Origin of the sequence: Pseudodonghicola flavimaris (assembly GCF_030164425.1) — a bacterium.
Lineage (GTDB): Bacteria > Pseudomonadota > Alphaproteobacteria > Rhodobacterales > Rhodobacteraceae > Pseudodonghicola > Pseudodonghicola flavimaris.
The window spans coordinates 374832-392658 of record NZ_JASNJD010000002.1 but is presented as its reverse complement, the minus strand read 5'-3'; the positions used below and the strand labels follow the sequence as shown (position 1 = coordinate 392658).

Below are 17827 nucleotides of genomic sequence, written 5' to 3'. Positions count from 1 at the left end.
GAAGGCGGGGTTCCTGCAGGCGACGGTGGCCTTCGCCCTGGCCCGCGACGACCTGCGCGAGGAGCTGGCCCAGTTCCTCTCGGAAGTCGTCCAGATCGACCGCGCCGCCCAGTGACGGCGCCGACGTGGTAGGCTGACACACAGATCATCGAGGACATAAGGTGACCAATATTCTGGTGACGGGCGGCGCGGGCTATATCGGCTCGCACGCCTGCAAGGCATTGAAACATGCGGGTTATACGCCCGTGACCTACGACAACCTGGTGACCGGTTGGGAAGACGCGGTGAAATTCGGCCCGTTCGAACGGGGCGATCTGTCCGACCGCGCGCGGCTGGACGAGGTCTTCGCCAAATACCAGCCGGCAGCGGTGATGCATTTCGCGGCCCTCAGCCAGGTCGGCGAGGCGATGAGCGAGCCGGGCCGCTACTGGCGCAATAACGTCTGCGGATCGCTGACCCTGATCGAGGCCGCCTGCGCGGCGGGGTGCCTGAACTTCGTGTTCTCTTCGACCTGCGCCACCTACGGCGAACACGACAATGTCGTGCTGGACGAGGACACGCCGCAGGAGCCGCTGAACGCCTATGGCGCCAGCAAGCGCGCGGTTGAGGACATCCTGCGCGATTTCGGCGCTTCGCACGGGTTGAACGCGGTGATCTTCCGCTATTTCAACGTGGCCGGCGCCGATCCCGATGCGGAGGTGGGCGAACATCACCGCCCCGAGACGCATCTGATCCCGGTGATGCTGGAGGCGATCGACGGCAAGCGGCCGGCGCTGACCATCCACGGCACCGATTACGACACGCCGGACGGAACCTGCATCCGCGATTACGTCCATGTCTGCGATCTGGTCGACGCCCATGTTCTGGGGCTGAAATGGCTGCAGGAGGGCAAGGAAAGCCGCGTCTTCAACCTGGGCACCGGATCGGGATTCTCAGTGCGCGAAGTGATCGACGCCTCCCGCGCGGTGACCAATCGCGAGGTGCCCTATTCCGAAGGGCCGCGGCGTGCCGGCGACGCGACCAAGCTGGTTTCCGGTTCGGTCCGGGCAGAGAAGGAGTTGGGCTGGCAACCGGGCCGGTCTAAGATGGATCAGATGATCGCCGACGCCTGGAGATGGCACCAAACTGGCCACTACGAGAAATAGCATCCCGCTTGCCCCGGTTCCGGCGCGTCTGCTGGATATCACCCGTCTGATCCGTCGGTCGGGGCGGCGCCCCACCGGGGTGGACCGGGTGGAACTGGCCTATCTGCGGCACCTCTCGCATGAGAGCGTGCCGCTTTTCGCTTTGGTGCGCACGACTCTGGGCTGTGTGCTGCTGGGCCCCGACGGGGTGGCAGAGATCGCGGCGCGGATTGACGGGCGGCTGCCCTGGGGGCGGGCGGATCTGCTGTCGCGGCTGACCCGGCGCGACGGGGCGGTGCGGCGGGCGGAAAGCGACCTGCGCCGCTTCGCCCTGGCGCGCTGCCGGCCGAAACGGCTGGCCGCCATGCTGGCGCGGCATCTGCCCGAGGGGTTCGCCTATCTCAACGTCGGTCACAGCAACCTGACGGCGCTGACCTTGCGGGCGGTGCGTCAGGGCGGCGCCGGGCGGATCGCGGTGCTGATCCACGATGCGATCCCGCTGGAGTTTCCGCAGTATCAGCGCCCTGGCGTGGCAGAGGAATTCGCCGGCCGGCTGCAGCGGGTGCGGGCGCATGCCGATCTGGTGATCTACAACTCCGCCGACACCCGCGCCCGGGTCGAGGCACAGATGCAGGCCTGGGGGCTGCTGCCGCCGGCGCTGGTGGCGCATCTGGGGGTGGAGCCGGCGGTGCCGGGGGCGCTGCCAACGGGGATAGATGCGGAGCGGCCCTATTTCGTGGTGCTCGGCACCATCGAGCCGCGCAAGGGCCATGACCTGCTGCTGGATCTCTGGGAAGAGATGGGGCCGCAGGCGCCCGGGCTGATCATCTGCGGTGCACGCGGTTGGAACAACGCGGCGGTTTTCGCCCGGCTCGACGCGCTGCCTGCCGATGGCCCGGTGCGGGAGATGGCGGGGCTGGACGATGCCCAGATCGCCGCCCTGCTGCAGCGATCCTGCGGGTTGCTGTTTCCCAGCCGCGCCGAAGGCTATGGCCTGCCGCCGATGGAAGCCGCCGCGCTGGGGGTGCCGGTGGTCTCCTCCGATCTGCCGGCAATTCGCGAAGTGCTGGGCAACATTCCGGTTTACCTGAAAGAATCTGATCGGTATCAATGGCTAAGCGCCATCGAGAGCCTGAAAACAGGCCATAAGACGCAACAACTGACAGTGAGCGGAGCAGATTTCATCCCCCCGACATGGGAGGATCATTTCAACCTCGTTTTAAGGTTAACCTGATAGACGCGGTAAGTGATCTGTCTGCGGAATGTGTGAAAAGGGTTCGATTTGGGCGTATGGCAATCATACCGCCTGAGGCTGCAACGGCAGCGTTGGCGCATTCGGGCGTTTCGCAAGCGCCGCGAACTGTCGTCTGTGGTGAACCGGACCCAGAAGCTGCGCGGCGATGATATCCTGCTGTTTTCCACCCTGCGCAACGAACGGGTGCGGCTGCCCTATTTCCTGCAGTATTACCGTGGGCTCGGGGTCAATCACTTCCTGATCGTCGACAACGGCAGCTCCGACGGCTCGGCCGAGTATCTGAGGGAGCAGGCCGATGTCTCGCTCTGGTCTTCGACCCACAGCTACAAGCGGTCGCGCTTCGGGGTGGACTGGCTGAACTGGCTGCAGCGCCGCTACGCGCACGGGCATTGGTGCCTGGTGGTCGATCCCGACGAATTCCTGATCTACCCCTTCTGCGATACCCGGCCGCTCCGGGCGCTGACCGACTGGCTCGATGCCTCGTCGATCAAGTCGTTCTCGGCGATGCTTTTGGACATGTATCCCAAGGGGCGGATCGATGCGCAGCCCTATCGAGAGGGCGACGACCCGATCGAGATCGCGCGCTGGTTCGACAGCGGTAACTACACGCTGCGCAAGAACAAACGCTATGGCAACCTGTGGATCCAGGGCGGTCCGCGCAGCCGGGTGTTCTTCCGCGACGCCCCCGAAAAGGCGCCGGCGCTGAACAAGATTCCGCTGGTGAAATGGGACCGCAAATACACCTATGTCAGCTCGACCCACATGCTGCTGCCGCGCGGTCTGAACCAGGTCTACGATGAATGGGGCGGGGAAAAGGCCAGCGGCATCCTGCTGCATGCCAAGTTTCTCGATACCTTCTCGGCCAAGGCGGCGGAGGAGTTGGAGCGCAAGCAGCATTATGCGGCCTCGGTGGAATATCTCGCCTATGCCGAAAGCCTGAAGGACGATCCGGAGCTGTGGTGCAAGTGGTCGGAGAAATACATCAACTGGCGCCAGCTTGAGATCCTCGGGCTGATGTCCAAGGGGAACTGGGCATGAGCGGCAGCGTCGGCATCGTGATGCTGGTGCATACCGCCCTGCACCGGGCGGAGCAGGTGGCACGGCACTGGACGGCTTCGGGCTGTCCGGTGGTGGTCCATGTCGATCGCAACGTGTCGCGCCGGGTGCATCGCGATTTCGTCCAGTCGCTGGCTGACGATCCGCTGATCCGGTTCAGCCGGCGGCACCGCTGTGAATGGGGTGGCTGGGGGATCGTCGCTGCCAGCCAGTCGGCGGCGGAGCTGCTGCTGGCGGAATACCCCGAGGTGCGGCATGTCTACCTCGCCTCCGGCTCCTGCCTGCCGTTGCGCCCGGTGCAGGAGCTGGTGGATTATCTCGCGGCCCGGCCGCGCACCGATTTCATCGAAAGCGCCACCACCGCCGATGTGCCCTGGACCGTCGGCGGTCTGGACGAGGAACGCTTTACTCTGAGGTTTCCGTTCTCGTGGAAGCGGCAGCGATATCTGTTCGACCGCTATGTCGAGCTGCAGCGCCGGCTGGGGGTGAAACGGCATATCCCGGCGGGTCTGGTGCCGCATATGGGCAGCCAGTGGTGGTGCCTGACCCGCCAGACCCTGTCGGCCATCCTGCAGGACCCGGACCGCGGTACTTATGAGCGGTACTTCCGCCGTGTCTGGATCCCGGACGAGAGCTATTTCCAGACGCTGGCGCGGCGCTACTCCACCAGTATCGAAAGCCGGTCGCTGACGCTGTCGAAATTCGATTTCCAGGGCAAGCCACATATCTTCTACGACGATCACCTGCAGCTGCTGCGGCGGTCGGATTGCTTTGTCGCCCGCAAGATCTGGCCGCGGGCGGACCGGCTGTATCAGGCGTTTCTGACCGACAGCGATGCGGCGATGAAGCGGACCGAGCCGAACCCGGGCAAGATCGACCGGCTGTTCGCCAAGGCGGTGGAGCGGCGCACCCGCGGCCGTCCCGGGCTCTATATGCAAAGCCGCTTTCCCAATTCCGGCTGGGAAAATGGCCTGACCGCCACGCCCTATTCGGTGTTCCAGGGGTTTTCGGAGCTCTTCGACAATTTCGAGGGTTGGCTGACCAAGGCCACCGGCGCGCGGGTGCATGGCCACCTCTATGCCGAGACGCGGGTGGAATTCGCCGGCGACCAGCCGCTGATCAACGGGGCGCTGCCGGACAGCGCCGCGGCGCGCGATTACGATCCCAGGGGATTTCTGACCAATCTGATCTGGAACACCCGCGGCGAATGGCAGTGTTTCCAGTTCGGCCCGGCCGACAATCAGAAGATCAACTGGACCCTGGCACGCGATCCCAATGCGCAGATCTCGGTGATCACCGGGGCCTGGGCGGTGCCGCTGTTCCGGTCGAACCGTAATTTCGCCGAACTGCGCAAGGAGGCGGCCCGGCTGCAGCGGATCGAGAGCCGGCAGCTGGACATTCTGCGGTCGTCACATACCAAGGCGCGGATCCGGATCTGGAACATGGCGGAGTTCATCGAGGCGCCGATGGAACCGCTGCAGACCATTCTGGACGAAATCCGTCCGGCGCAGCAGCGGCATCTGGCCGAGGTGCCGAAGATGGTGGATCTCGACGGCTTCGGCCAGTTCCTGCAAAATCTCAAGAACCAGGGGATGCACCCCTATCTGATGGGGGATTTCCCGGTGGAACAGAGCCCGGCGGCAACGGCCAAGCCCGCGCGCAAACCCTATCTGGTGCGGTAACCGGATATGACGGCGGTTTTCGATTACTTCGTCATTTTCGCGGAAATGCGGACCGGGTCCAATTTCCTGGAAACCAACCTGAACGCGCTGGACGGCGTCGCCTGTCTGGGCGAGGCGTTCAACCCGCATTTCATCGGCTATCCCAACCGTGACGCGATCCTGGAGGTGACCCAGGCGCAGCGCGATGCCGATCCGGACAAGCTGTTGCGCGCGGTGCGCGAGATGCCGCAGACCCTGGCGGGGTTTCGCTATTTCCACGATCACGATCCGCGGGTGCTGGATCCGGTGCTGGACGATCCGCGCTGTGCCAAGATCATCCTGACCCGCAACCCGCTGGACAGCTACGTGTCATGGAAGATCGCCCAGGCGACCGGTCAGTGGAAGCTGACGGACGTGAAACGCCGCAAGGCGGCGCAGGCGCAATTCGACGCGGTGGAGTTCGCCGCCCATGTCGAGGCGCTGCAGCAATTTCAGATCACCCTGCTCAACCGGTTGCAGACCTCGGGGCAGACGGCCTTCTACATCGCCTACGAGGATTTGCAGAGCCTTGAGGTGATGAACGGGCTGGCGCGCTGGCTCGGGGTTCCGGCGCGGCTGGAGGCGCTGGACCAGTCGCTGAAGCCGCAGAACCCCGGGGCGATCGGCGACAAGGTGGCCAACCCGCGAGAGATGGAGCGAGCGCTCGCTGCGCTCGACCGTTTCGATCTGAGCCGGACGCCGAATTTCGAACCGCGCCGCGGCGCCGCGGTGCCCAGCTATGTCGCCGGGATCGGGCTGCCGCTGCTCTACCTTCCGGTGCGCGGTGGGCCGGAGGCGGAGGTGACCGGTTGGCTGGCGGCGGCCGAGGGTGTCGCGTCTGATGAGCTGCCGGTGAAGATGACGCAAAAGGCCCTGCGCCAGTGGAAACGCAAGCATCCGGGTCACCGCAGCTTTACCGTGCTGCGTCATCCGGTGGCGCGGGCGCATCATGTGTTCTGCACCCGGATCCTCAGCGATGGGCCGGGCAGCTATCGCCAGATCCGCGAGCTGCTGCGCAAGAAGTTCAAGCTGCCGATCCCGAAGTCGGGGCCGGACGACAGCTACAGCCGCGGCGATCATCGCGCCGCCTTTGTCGCCTTTCTGGAATTTCTGCGGATGAACCTGGCCGGGCAGACCCCGGTTCGGGTGGATGCGGCCTGGGGCACCCAGGCGCAGACGGTGGCGGGGTTCGGCGATTTCGCCCTGCCGGATCTGATCCTGCGCGAGGACGAACTGGCCGGCGCGCTGGCGGAACTGGCCCGCCATTTCGGCCATCCGGCGCCGGCTTTGCCGCAGCTGCCGGATCCGGGGCCGCATGCTCTGGCGGATATCTATGACGCAGAGCTGGAGTCGCTGGTCGCAGATGTCTACCAGCGCGATTACATGATGTTCGGATTCACCGCCTGGCGCGATGACGGTGCCTGAGCCGCGGGGCCGGTGGCGTCACGCCGCCAGCGAATGGGATTCGGTCAGCAGCGTATAGAGCGTGGAGGGATCCGGGTTCGCCCGCAGCTTGGCGCAGAGCGAGGCATCGCGCAGCGTCCGCGACACCAGCGCCAGCGCCTTGAGATGTTCGACGCCTGCCTCTTCCGGGGCGAAGAGGGAAAAGGCGATATCGACCGGCTGCCGGTCCACCGCGCCGAAATCGATCGGTTTTTCCAGCATCAGGAACAGCCCGATCACCCGGTCGATGCCGGGCATCCGCGCATGCGGCAGAGCGACGCCATGGCCCACACCGGTGGGGCCAAGGCTTTCGCGATCGAGCAGAGCTTCGACAGTGGCCTGCGGGTCGAGGCCATAGGCGCTTTGAGCAACATCCCCGATTTCCTGAAACAGTCGCTTCTTGCTGGAGACAGCAGAAAAGACCTTCACCGCCTCAGGGCTGAGGATGCTCGAAAGTGCCATCAGAGATTGCTCCGCTTCCGGGGCCGGCAGACGCGGCGCCATTTGCCTTCAGGTTGCGACTTGCGGGTCGATCCATCCGATATTGCCGTCCTCCCGGCGATAGACCACGTTCAACCCGTCCTTGCTCTCGTTCCGGAAGATCAGCACCGGCGCGCCGGCCAGCTCCATCTGCATCACCGCTTCACCGACAGAGAGCGAGGGAATCTTCGTCTCCATCTCTGCGATGATGATGGGCTGCAGGCTGTCGGGCTCTACATCATCGGTCTGTTCTTCCGCGGCGAGGATATACGAGGCCGCGCCGAAGAGTTCAACCGGTTCCGAGCGCACGCGATGGTGGTCTTTCAGCCGCCGTTTGAACCGGCGCATCTGCTTTTCCATCTTGGCGCAGCAGGCGTCGAAAGCGGCATAGATTTCGGTCGCGCTGGCCTTCGCGGTGGCGGTCAGCCCGGTCGAAAGATGGACCGTGGCTTCGCAGACATATTCATGCGCATCCCGCGAGAAGATCACATTCGCGTCGATGGGGTTATCGGAGTATTTCTTGATCGCTGCATTCAGTTCCTCCTGAACATGGGTTTGCAGCGCCATGCCGATGTCGATCTGTTTTCCGCTGATTTGGTAACGCATGTGCTCTCCTTTTCGTTATTCACCCGGCATTTTCCGGGCAGAACCCCGGCCTGCGTCAGTTGCGGGTGGTTGAGAATGGCAGCGCGGCAGAAACTGCACGACCGGGCCTTTTCGCAAAGGCCGGATCGGGAACCTCATGGGAAGCTGCGCGTGCCATGACACCATTTGAGGCGAGAACCCGGTCAGGTGTCAACGCGATCCTTACATCGCGAGACATAAAATCGCGGCGATCTGCCGGCGGGTCCGGTGGCGTTCGGGGGTGGCCATCGCGGCCGGTTCCGGGCCCGCGTCCGGTCAGGAAATCCGGAAGCTGTCGCCCAGATAGACCCGGCGGACGTTTTCGTTTTCGACCACTTCGCCGGGGGTACCGGACATCAGCACCTGACCGTCGTGCAGGATATACGCGCGGTCGACGATTTCCAGCGTCTCGCGCACGTTGTGATCGGTGATCAGAACGCCGATGCCGCGTTTCTTCAGGTCGGCCACCAGGTGGCGGATATCGCCGACGCTGATCGGGTCGACCCCCGCAAAGGGTTCGTCCAGCAGCAGATATTTCGGATCGGCGGCGAGACAGCGGGCAATCTCGACCCGCCGGCGTTCCCCGCCCGAGAGCGCCAGAGCGGGGGCGCGGCGCAGGTGTTCGATGGAGAAATCCGACAGAAGCTCCTCAAGCCGTTCGCGCCGCGCATGCGGGTCGCGGGCGGAGATATCGAGAACCGCGAGGATATTGTCCTCGACGCTGAGGCCGCGGAAGATCGACATCTCCTGAGGCAGATAGCCGATGCCCAGCCGGGCGCGGCGGTACATCGGCAGCGTGGTCACCGCCTGACCGTCCAGCGTGACGGCCCCGGTCTCGGGAAAGACCAGACCGGCAATTGTGTAGAATGTGGTGGTTTTACCCGATCCGTTCGGTCCGAGCAGGGCCACGACCTCGCCCCGGGCCAGTGTCATCGACACGTCCCGAATCACTACCCGCTTGCGATAGGATTTGCGGACACGCTCGACGCGCAGCCCGGAGGACCCTTCGGTCACGGTCAGGTCGGGCTGGGTCATTCGTCGTCGCTGTCCTGATTCAGGATCGTTTTCACCCGACCGGCCATGCGGGCGGTGCCGCTGTCGAGATCGACGGTCATTTTCTGCGAGCTGAGCACACTGGGCCCCTGGCTCAGCAGGACATTTCCGGTCATCACAATGGTGCCGCTGTCGATGCTGTAATCGGCGCGCTCCGCCTCGGCGGCATCGTCGCCGCTGACCAGCAGCACATCGCCGGTGGCCTCCAGCCGCTCGATCCGGCTCTGGGCGCGGTCATAGACGACAAAGACGCGGTTGGCGGTCATCCGCATGGCGCCCTGCACCACCAGAACGTCGCCGGTGAACTCTGCCGAGCCGTCGGCCTGATTGACGTCCAGATTGTCGGCGGTCACCTCGACCGGGGCAGAGCTGTCGGTCCGGCTCTTGCCGAAGGCGACGGGGACCTCCTGCGCGGCCAGCGCGCCGGCGCCAAACAGCAGCGTAACGGTCAGAAAAAGAAGGCGAAGATGGCGCACGTTACTCATCCCGGGACTGTTGCGGGTCGTATATCAGCTTTACGCCCTTGGTGAAAAGCATATGGACAGGGGCGTCCTTGTTTTTTGCGCCGATCTGCATCTGCCCGGCGGTGAAATCGCCAAACGGGCCGCTGGCCTGAACCGCGCCCGGGGTGCGGGCCGACAGGGTGCCGATACCGGCGTCGAGATGATCGGTCGTCACCGTGTAGCCGGTGGAGGTGGTGATCTTCACGTCGCCTTCGAACCGGGCCTGATCTCCGGCGATGTCCAGGCTGCCGGTCGCGGCTTCCAGCCGGATATCGCCGCCCTTGGACAGGGTCATATGGGCGCGCAGGTCCTGGGCATCGGCCATGCCGCCATCGCCGGCGGGATGGGCGACACTGGCGCTGACGGTGATCTCGTCGCCGCCATCGGTGATCCCGGAGAAGAACGGGCCGGTGATCTGCTGACCACGCATGCGCTCCTCCATGTCCTTCTGGGCGAAGGGCACGGTGGCGGTGGGGGTGGTGCCGCGCGACAGCAGAAACAGCGTCGACAGCAGCACCAGCGCCGCCAGTGGCAGGATGACCTTGAAGTAGGTGACCAGTCGTGAATGACGGTCCATTGCGGTTCCCTTTCCGGCTCGGTCCCGATCTCAGGCCAAACCCCAGTCCAAACCCCAGTCTAAACCTCAGCCCAGGCCGGCGCGCAGGCAGTCGTGGATATGCAGAAGTCCGGTGACCCGGCGCGAGCCTTCTGGATCGACGACGAACAGGCAGGTGATCTTGCGCCGGTTCATCACCGCCACCGCGGTTTCGGCCAGCGCGTCAGGGCCGATGGTGGTGGGATCGGCGGTCATCACCTCGGCCGCGGTATGCTGCATCAGCCCCTCCATGTGGCGGCGCAGGTCGCCATCGGTGATGATACCGATCAGCGCGCCCTCTGGATCGGTGACGCCGACCACGCCAAAGCTCTTGCGGCTGATTTCCAGAAGCACGTCGCTCATCGCGGTATCTGCGGCGACCAGCGGCAGCGCGTCGCCGCTGTGCATCAGGTCGCGCACCTTGGACAGCTGTGCGCCCAGCTTGCCGCCGGGGTGGAAGTCGCGGAAATTCTCCGGTCCGAAATGACGGTACTTCATCAGCGCGACAGCCAGCGCGTCGCCCATCGCCAGGGTCAGCGTGGTGGAGATCGTCGGCACCATGCCGAAACCGCAGGCCTCTCCCTGGTTCGGGATCAGCAGATGTTCGTCGGCCTGGGTCATCAGCGTGCTGTCCGGCCGGCTGGACAGGCCGATCAGCGGGATGTCGAAACGGCGGGTGTAGGCGACCAGATTGGCCAGCTCCGGTGCCTCGCCGGAATTGGAAATCGCCAGAACCACATCGCCCCGAGAGATCATGCCGAGATCGCCATGGCTGGCCTCGGCCGGGTGGACGAATTGCGCCGGCGTGCCGGTGGAGGCGAGCGTGGCGGCGATCTTGCGGCCGATGTGGCCGGATTTGCCGATGCCGCTGATGATGATCCGGCCCTTGGCGCTGAGGATCAGGGTCAGCGCGCGGACGAATTTGTCGTCCAGCGCCGCGGCCAGAACGTCCAATGCGCGGGCCTCGTCGGTGACGACCTGGCGCGCGGTGGCGAGGAAGGTTTCTGCGTCGGTCATGAGTGGGCGAAGATATCGGTTTCGGGCCAGCCTTCGAGATCGAGAAGCGAGCGGTGGGGGAGGAAGTCGAAACAGGCCTGGGCGATTTCGCTCCGCCCCTCGCGGGCGAGGCGCTTGTTCAGCTCCTGGCGCAGGCGGTGGAGATAGAGCACGTCCGAGGCGGCGTAATCCAGCTGCGCGGCGGTCAGGGTTTCGGCGCCCCAATCGCTCATCTGCTGCTGTTTGGAGATATCGACGCCGATCAGTTCTGAGGTCAGGTTCTTCAGCCCGTGGCGGTCGGTATAGGTGCGCACCAGCCGGCTGGCGATCTTGGTGCAATAGACCGGCGCGGCCAGCGCACCGAAGGCGTTGTACATGGCGGCGATGTCGAAGCGGCCGTAGTGAAACAGCTTCAGCACCTCTGGATCGGTCAGCATGCGGCAGATGTTCGGCGCTTCGGTCTGGCCCTTGGCCACCTGCACGATATGGGCGTTGCCGTCGCCGCCCGACATCTGGATCACGCAAAGCCGGTCGCGATGTGGATTCAGCCCCATGGTCTCGCAGTCGATGGCGACCACCGGCCCGAGATCGAGTCCGTCTGGCAGGTCGTTCTGATAGAGATGATTTGCCACGTCGGGGTCCTTAGATCGGAAAACGCCATAGGGTCCCGCCGGAAATAGGAGGTTTGCCGGCCAAACTCAACTGGCCGGGCGGTTGTGGGGGCGGGCATCGGGACCCCGGGGCTTGCGGCCGGGGCCGATCCGCGCCACGCTGCCGGCCCCGCAACCGGAGCGCATCCTGACCGTCCAGAGACATATCCCGCCCCCGCCGGAGCTGATCGGCGAGCTGCGTCAGCGCGGGCTGATCGTGCCGGGACCGGTGCGGATGCTGTCTGGCGGGCGATCGAACCTGGTCTGGCAGGTGCCGGGGCCGGTGGGGGCGCTGGTTCTCAAGCTCTATGATCCCGGCGCGGCGACGCCACTTTTCGCCAATGACGCCGGGCGTGAGGTTGCCGCGCTGCGGGCGCTGCAGCGGACCGGGCTGGCGCCGGAACTGGTGGCGGAGCGGGTCGACGGGCCTCTCTCTTGGGTGCTTTACCGCCACCTGCCCGGCGCCGGCTGGACCGCCGGTGCCGGGCAGGTGGCACGACTGCTGGGCCACTTGCATCGCCAGCCGCGGCCCGATCTGCCGGCCGGCCCCCGGGGCAGCGCCGCGCTGGTGCGCCAGACCCGGGCGCTGCTGGCGCTTTGCCCCGAGGATGGCGGGCTGGCGGGGCTGGAGCCGCCGGGGCGGGTGGCGGAGGTGGCACCCGCGCTGATCCACGGCGATCCGGTGCCGGGCAATATCGTCCTGGGGCCAGAGGGCGCTGCACTGATCGACTGGCAGTGCCCGGCGCTGGGCGATCCGGCCGCCGATCTGGCGATCTTCCTGTCGCCGGCGATGCAGCTGATCTATCGGGGTGCCCCGCTCAGCCCGGCGGAGGAGGCGGCCTGTCTCGCCGCCTATCCCGACCGGCGGGTCGTTGCCCGCCTGAACGCGCTCCTGCCCTGGTTTCACTGGCGGATGGCGGCCTATTGCCAGCTGCAGGCCGGGCGCGGCCAGACCCCCTATGGCGCGGGTCTGGCACTGGAACGCGCAGCGCTTCAGAGATCCTTGACGCGGAACGCCAGATAGGCCGGCGGCATCACGATGCGGCGGAAGCGACCGAAGGGAAAGCGGCCCATCGGCCGGCCCATGAACCCGGGATAGGGGCTGTCGGGGCGGTGGCCCTGGGCCAGCGCGGCCAGCAGGCTGCCGGCATAGCTTCCCATCGCGACGCCATTGCCGTGATAGGCGAGCCCGGCGAAGACCCCCGGCATTCCCGGCACTGGCCCGGTAAAGGGGATCTGGTTGCGCGAGACGCAGACCATGCCAGACCAGCTGTGGCGGCTTTCGACATGGGCCCAGGCGGGGAACATGGTTTCGAAATCGCGCCGCACCCGGGCGCGCGATCCGGTCTCCGACCCGGGGGTGGAGGTCAGTCCGCCGCGCATGCCGAACAGGAACCGCCGGTCCGGCATCAGCCGGAAGTAATGCAGCAGGTGGCGGGTGTCATAGGCCATCTGATCGCTGGTCCAGCCCTGCGCCGCCAGCTCCTCCTCCGTCAGTGGCCGGGTGACCAGTGCGGTGGATTGCGCCGGGATATAGCGGCCGGCCAGCCAGTCCGGCAGATCGTCGCTGGAATAGCCATTGGTGCAGATCAGCACGGTTTCGGCGCTGAGGCTGCCGTGTGGCAGGGCGATCACGTTGCGGCCGCCCTGTCGGGTGATCCGGCCCGCGGGGCTGTTCTGATAGATCCGGGCACCGGCGCCGGCCGCAGCCCTTGCCAGGCCGAGGACATATTTGCGCGGGTTCAGCCCGAAGCCATGGCGCACCGTCAGCCCGCCCTGGAAGGGACCGGTCAGGCCGCTGGCCTGCATCCCCTGATCGGCCAGATCCTGACGGCCGTGCAGGATGGCGTCGGGGTCGCCTTTGGCCTGCTGGCGCAGCCGCTCCATGGCGCGGGGCGAATGGGCCAGCTGGGTTTCGCCATGGGAATGGGTGTCGGCGTCGATGTCGAACCGCTTCAGGATATCTGCGACCAGATCGATGGCGGCGATTTCGGCGTGGTGGAACTCTGCCGCCTGATCGGCGCCGTAGGCTTTGGCGATCTTCTCGCTGCTGAGCTTGGCACCACCGACGCAGCAGAAGCCGCCGTTGCGCCCGGAGGCGCCCCAGCCGGGGTATTCGGCCTCGACCAGGGCGACATCTATGCCGGCCTCGGCCAGGTGCAGGGCGGCGGAAAGACCGGTGTAGCCGCCGCCGATGATGGCGACATCCGCCGTCAGATCGCCTCTGGCCTCGGGCCAGACCGGGGCCGCGATGGTCTCATCCCACCAGCACCCGTCCCGCGGCCCGGCGGAATAGGCATAACGTCCGAAGATATGTTTCATTATTGTGCGCGTGCAGCTTCCTGTTCGTCGCGCTGTTGACGAACCTTTTGAGTCTTGGTGACGAGCGAGGCGGTGATGACGCCGATCGCCACGATACCGATCATCACCGTCGACAGCGCGTTGATCTCGGGCGAGACGCCCAGACGCACGGCGGAGAAGATCTTGATCGGCAGGGTTGTGGCCGAGGGGCCGGAGGTGAAGGAGGCGATCACCAGATCGTCGAGCGACAGGGTGAAGGCCAGAAGCCAGCCGGAGATCACTGCCGGCGCGATGATCGGCAGGGTGACCAGCCGGAAGGCTTCGGCCGGGGTGCAGCCGAGATCGAGCGCGGCCTCCTCCAGCGACTTGTCGAAGGTGACGAGGCGAGAGGAGACCACCACCGAGACATAGCACATCGCGAAGGTGGTATGCGCCAGCACGATGGTAAAGACACCACGGTCCAGCCCGATGCCGATGAACAGCAGCAGCAGCGACAGGCCGGTGATCACCTCCGGCATCACCAGCGGCGCGTAGATCATGCCGGAGAACAGCGTGCGGCCCAGGAACCGGCCGCTGCGCACCATGACATAGGCGGCCATCGTGCCCAGCACGGTGGCGATGGTCGAGGACATGACCGCGACCTTAAGCGTTACCCAGGCGGCGCTGAGAAAGGCTTCGTCCTGCAGCAGTTCTCCGTACCACTTGGTGGAGAACCCGGCCCAGACCGTCACCAGCTTGCTTTCGTTGAAGCTGTAGATGATCAGGATCACCATCGGGATGTAGAGAAAGGCGAAGCCCAGCGTCAGCGACACGGTATTGAACCAGCTCAGGCGTCTCATTGTTCGGCCTCCGCCTGTTTTTGCTGGTTGCGCTGGAACAGCATGATGGGGACCACCAGGATCAGCAGCAGCACGATGGCCACGGCGCTGGCGACCGGCCAGTCTCGGTTGGAGAAGAATTCCTCCCACAACACCTTGCCGATCATCAGCGTGCCCGATCCGCCCAGCAGAGACGGGATCACGAATTCACCCAGCGCCGGGATGAAGACCAGGAAACAGCCCGCGACGATGCCGTTCTTCGACAGCGGCACGGTCACCAGCCAGAAGGCCGAGAGCCGCGAACAGCCCAGATCCTCGGCCGCCTCGATCAGGGATTCGTCCAGCCGGTCCAGCGCGGCATAGATCGGCAGGATCATGAAGGGCAGGTAGGTGTAGACGATGCCGATATAGACCGCGATCTTGGTGTTGAGGATGATCAGCGGTTCGCTGATCAGGCCGGTCCACAGCAGGAACTGGTTCAGGAAGCCTTCCTGGCTGAGAATGCCGATCCAAGAATAGACCCGGATCAGAAAGCTGGTCCAGAACGGCAGGATGATCAGCATCATCAGCGTGGCGCGCCATTCCTCGGGCGCGCGGGCCATGCCGTAGGCGATGGGATAGCCCACCATCAGGGTCAGCACCGTGGAAATCAGCGCGATCGTCAGGCTGGAGAGATAGGCCTTCCAATACAGATCGTCCTGCGTCAGCCAGACGAAGTTCTCCAGATCGAGATCGGCGAAGAAGCTTTTCAGACCGGCCCAGCCGCCGGCGAAATCCAGCGTCGGAGTATAGGGCGGGATCGCCAGCGCGGTGTCGCTGAGCGAGATTTTCAGGACGATGACGAAAGGCACCAGGAACAGTGCCAGAAGCCAGGCGTAGGGGATGGCGATCAGAAGGAACCGGCGCATGGGCTCACTCCGCCAGAAGGACGCCGCCGGTGACGGTCCAGGACAGCCAGACGCTGTCTTCCCAGGTGAAACTGCGGCGTGAGATGCGGCGGGTGTTGGCGGTCTGCGCCTTGATCACGGTGCCGGAGGGCAGCTCGACGTGATAGGTGGAGATATTGCCGAGATAGGCGATGTCCAGGACCTTGCCCTTGACCGCGTTGATCGCCGCCTCGGGGCGGTCGGCGGAGATGGTCACCTTCTCGGGGCGGATGGCAAGGTAACATCTGTCGCCGGTGGCGAAGGGATGGGCGGAGGTCGCCCTGATCGGCTCCTGCCCTTCGGCCCAGTCGATGCGATAGGTGTCCTGGCCGTCCGGGGTGGCGGTGCCCTCGATGATATTCACGTCGCCGATGAAGTCGGCGACATAGACGCTGTCGGGGGTCTCGTAGATACGATCGGGGGTGGCGACCTGCATCAGCCGGCCTTCGTCCATCACCGCCACGCGGGAGGCGACGGTCATCGCCTCTTCCTGGTCGTGGGTGACGATCACGAAGGTGGTGCCGGTCTTCTCCTGAATGTCCATCAGCTCGAACTGGGTGTCCTGGCGCAGCTTCTTGTCGAGCGCGCCCAGGGGTTCGTCCAGCAACAGAAGTTTCGGTGCCTTGGCCAAACTGCGTGCCAGCGCCACCCGTTGCCGCTGTCCGCCGGAAATCTGATGCGGCTTGCGCTTGGCGAATTTCTCCAGCCGCGTCAGCTTGAGCATTTCGGCCACGCGGTTTTCCAGGTCGATCTTGGGCATGCGGTCGCGGCGCAGACCAAAGGCGATATTGTCCCAGACGGACAGATGCGGGAACAGCGCGTAGGACTGGAACATCATGTTGACCGCGCGTTTGTTCGGCGGCACGCCGGAGATATCCTGTCCCGACAGCTCGATCCGGCCCTCGGTCGGGTTCTCGAACCCGCCCAGCATCCGCATCATCGTCGTCTTGCCGCAGCCCGAGGGGCCGAGAAGCGCGAAGAATTCACGCTCGTAGATATCCAGCGACAGGTTGTCGATCGCGGTGAAGGTTCCGAACCGCTTGGTGACGTTCTGGAACCGGATCAGCGGTTTCGCCTCTGGGTCTTCCCAGGGCGCAAAGGTCGTGGCGTGCAAGGTGGAGGTCCCCGTTTGGTTCCGGACTGGGAGAACGGCAAAACAAAAACGGCGGCCCCGGTCTCGGGGGGCCGCCGTCGCACCGGGGTCAGGTGCCCGATTTGATCTTGGTCCACAGCCGGGTCACGACCCGCTGCACCTTGGCGTCATAGGGGGTGGTGGTGAACAGGTTGTCCAGCGCCTCGGGCGAGGGGTAGATGGCCGGATCGCCGATCACGTCCTCTTCCAGATACTCTTGCGAGGCCAGGTTGCCGTTGGCGTAATAGACGTAGTTCGACGCCGCCGCCATGTTCTGCGCGTCCATGATGAAGTTCAGGAACTTGTGGGCCCCGTCGGGGTTCGGCGCATCGGCGGGGATCGCCATCATGTCGAACCACATCTGGGCGCCTTCCTTCGGCGCGTTATAGGCGACTTCGACACCGTTGTCGGCCTCGGCCGCGCGGTCGCGGGCCTGCAGCACGTCACCCGACCAGCCGACCGCGACGCAGATGTCGCCATTGGCCAGCGCGTTGATGTATTCGGAGGAGTGGAATTTCTGGATGTAGGGGCGGATCGCCATATAGACCGGCTCGGCCTTGGCGATGACATCGGGATCGTGGCTATCGGGATCCTCGCCGATGTATTTCAGCGCGGCCGGGATCATCTCGGTCGGGGCGTCGAGGAAATAGACCCCGCAGGAGGCCAGCTTTTCCATGTTCTCCGGCTTGAAGACCAGGTCCCAGCTGTCGATCGGGGCGTCTTCGCCCAGCACTTCCTGAACCTTGCCGACATTCACGCCGATACCGGTGGTGCCCCACATGTAGTTGATGGCGTAGTCATTGCCGGGGTCGTATTTGGCGGTGCGCGACGAGATCACGTCCCACATGTTCTTCAGGTTCGGCAGCTTGGACTTGTCCAGCTTCTGGAAGGCGCCCGCGGCGATCTGGCGCTGCAGGAAAGTGCCGGTGGGCACCACCACATCGTAGCCCGAGCCGCCGGCCAGCATCTTGGTTTCCAGCACTTCGTTGCTGTCGAAGACGTCATAGACCAGATCGATGCCGGTCTCTTCCTCGAATTTGGTCAGCAGGCTTTCGTCGATATAATCCGACCAGTTGTAGACGCGAACTTCCTCGGCCTGCGCGGCCGCGGTGCCCAGGGCGATAATCGCGGTCGCTGTGAGCGTTTTGAAGGTCATGTGTAGCTCCCCGAT

At 64.9% G+C, this 17827-nt stretch carries 18 protein-coding genes and 1 pseudogene; 7 read left to right on the top strand and 12 right to left on the bottom strand.

Features of this window, described 5'->3' with window-relative positions; genetic code table 11:
• The 6 genes and pseudogenes from QO033_RS04515 to QO033_RS04490 form a co-directional block, all read left to right on the top strand.
• Positions 1-115 (top strand): annotated as a pseudogene (locus QO033_RS04515) (UTP--glucose-1-phosphate uridylyltransferase); the annotation flags it as partial.
• 46 nt (positions 116-161) lie between these two features.
• Positions 162-1145 carry a UDP-glucose 4-epimerase GalE gene (gene galE, locus QO033_RS04510; protein ID WP_284479736.1) on the top strand — a complete coding sequence of 328 codons (984 nt, stop codon included), beginning with the start codon at positions 162-164 and terminating at the stop codon, positions 1143-1145.
• Positions 1146-1233: 88 nt separating this feature from the next.
• A complete protein-coding gene (locus tag QO033_RS04505) occupies positions 1234-2358 on the top strand; it encodes a glycosyltransferase (RefSeq protein WP_284479735.1) in 1125 nt (374 codons plus the stop codon).
• A gap of 48 nt (positions 2359-2406) precedes the next feature.
• Positions 2407-3417: a glycosyltransferase family 2 protein gene (locus QO033_RS04500; protein ID WP_284479734.1), complete on the top strand. Its 1011-nt coding sequence runs from the start codon at positions 2407-2409 to the stop codon at positions 3415-3417.
• Entirely contained in the window at positions 3414-5117 is a 1704-nt protein-coding gene (locus QO033_RS04495) for a DUF5927 domain-containing protein (RefSeq protein ID WP_284479733.1), read from the top strand. Before QO033_RS04500 ends, QO033_RS04495 begins: the two co-directional genes overlap by 4 nt.
• A gap of 6 nt (positions 5118-5123) precedes the next feature.
• Positions 5124-6560 carry a nodulation protein NodH gene (locus QO033_RS04490; RefSeq protein WP_284479732.1) on the top strand — a complete coding sequence of 479 codons (1437 nt, stop codon included), beginning with the start codon at positions 5124-5126 and terminating at the stop codon, positions 6558-6560.
• An 18-nt stretch (positions 6561-6578) separates the two neighbouring features.
• Here QO033_RS04490 and QO033_RS04485 read toward each other — a convergent pair whose 3' ends face one another.
• The 7 genes from QO033_RS04485 to QO033_RS04455 form a co-directional block, all read right to left on the bottom strand.
• Positions 6579-7040, bottom strand: a complete 462-nt coding sequence (locus QO033_RS04485; protein ID WP_284479731.1) for a PTS sugar transporter subunit IIA — start codon at positions 7038-7040, stop codon at positions 6579-6581.
• A 48-nt stretch (positions 7041-7088) separates the two neighbouring features.
• Positions 7089-7664: a ribosome hibernation-promoting factor, HPF/YfiA family gene (hpf, locus tag QO033_RS04480; RefSeq protein WP_284479730.1), complete on the bottom strand. Its 576-nt coding sequence runs from the start codon at positions 7662-7664 to the stop codon at positions 7089-7091.
• Between the two features lie 294 nt (positions 7665-7958).
• The gene (gene lptB, locus QO033_RS04475) at positions 7959-8717 is read right to left on the bottom strand and encodes an LPS export ABC transporter ATP-binding protein (protein WP_284479729.1); all 759 of its coding nucleotides are present in this window, start codon (positions 8715-8717) and stop codon (positions 7959-7961) included.
• A complete protein-coding gene (gene lptA, locus QO033_RS04470; RefSeq protein WP_284479728.1) occupies positions 8714-9211 on the bottom strand; it encodes a lipopolysaccharide transport periplasmic protein LptA in 498 nt (165 codons plus the stop codon). Before lptA ends, lptB begins: the two co-directional genes overlap by 4 nt.
• A 1-nt stretch (position 9212) precedes the next feature.
• Positions 9213-9815, bottom strand: coding sequence for an LPS export ABC transporter periplasmic protein LptC (lptC, locus tag QO033_RS04465; RefSeq protein WP_284479727.1), 603 nt, complete (start codon positions 9813-9815; stop codon positions 9213-9215).
• Positions 9816-9881: 66 nt separating this feature from the next.
• A complete protein-coding gene (locus QO033_RS04460) occupies positions 9882-10850 on the bottom strand; it encodes a KpsF/GutQ family sugar-phosphate isomerase (RefSeq protein WP_284479726.1) in 969 nt (322 codons plus the stop codon).
• On the bottom strand, positions 10847-11461 hold the full coding sequence (locus QO033_RS04455) for a ribonuclease D (protein WP_284479725.1): 615 nt from the start codon (positions 11459-11461) through the stop codon (positions 10847-10849). The genes QO033_RS04460 and QO033_RS04455 overlap by 4 nt, the downstream gene beginning before the upstream one ends.
• Before the next feature lie 112 nt (positions 11462-11573).
• Between QO033_RS04455 and QO033_RS04450 the strand changes: the two genes are divergently transcribed.
• Positions 11574-12503: a phosphotransferase family protein gene (locus tag QO033_RS04450; protein ID WP_284479724.1), complete on the top strand. Its 930-nt coding sequence runs from the start codon at positions 11574-11576 to the stop codon at positions 12501-12503.
• On the opposite strand, the gene QO033_RS04445 is transcribed toward QO033_RS04450, so the two are convergent.
• The 5 genes from QO033_RS04445 to QO033_RS04425 form a co-directional block, all read right to left on the bottom strand.
• Entirely contained in the window at positions 12473-13801 is a 1329-nt protein-coding gene (locus tag QO033_RS04445; RefSeq protein ID WP_284479723.1) for an NAD(P)/FAD-dependent oxidoreductase, read from the bottom strand. The two genes, QO033_RS04450 and QO033_RS04445, sit on opposite strands and share 31 nt — an antisense overlap.
• Positions 13801-14619: an ABC transporter permease gene (locus QO033_RS04440; RefSeq protein ID WP_284479722.1), complete on the bottom strand. Its 819-nt coding sequence runs from the start codon at positions 14617-14619 to the stop codon at positions 13801-13803. Before QO033_RS04440 ends, QO033_RS04445 begins: the two co-directional genes overlap by 1 nt.
• Entirely contained in the window at positions 14616-15506 is an 891-nt protein-coding gene (locus QO033_RS04435) for an ABC transporter permease subunit (RefSeq protein ID WP_284479721.1), read from the bottom strand. Before QO033_RS04435 ends, QO033_RS04440 begins: the two co-directional genes overlap by 4 nt.
• A 4-nt stretch (positions 15507-15510) precedes the next feature.
• Positions 15511-16638 (bottom strand): ABC transporter ATP-binding protein, encoded by a 1128-nt coding sequence (locus QO033_RS04430; protein ID WP_284479720.1) that lies wholly within the window; start codon positions 16636-16638, stop codon positions 15511-15513.
• 88 nt (positions 16639-16726) lie between these two features.
• Positions 16727-17812 (bottom strand): polyamine ABC transporter substrate-binding protein, encoded by a 1086-nt coding sequence (locus tag QO033_RS04425; RefSeq protein ID WP_284479719.1) that lies wholly within the window; start codon positions 17810-17812, stop codon positions 16727-16729.
• Positions 17813-17827: the final 15 nt, after the last annotated feature.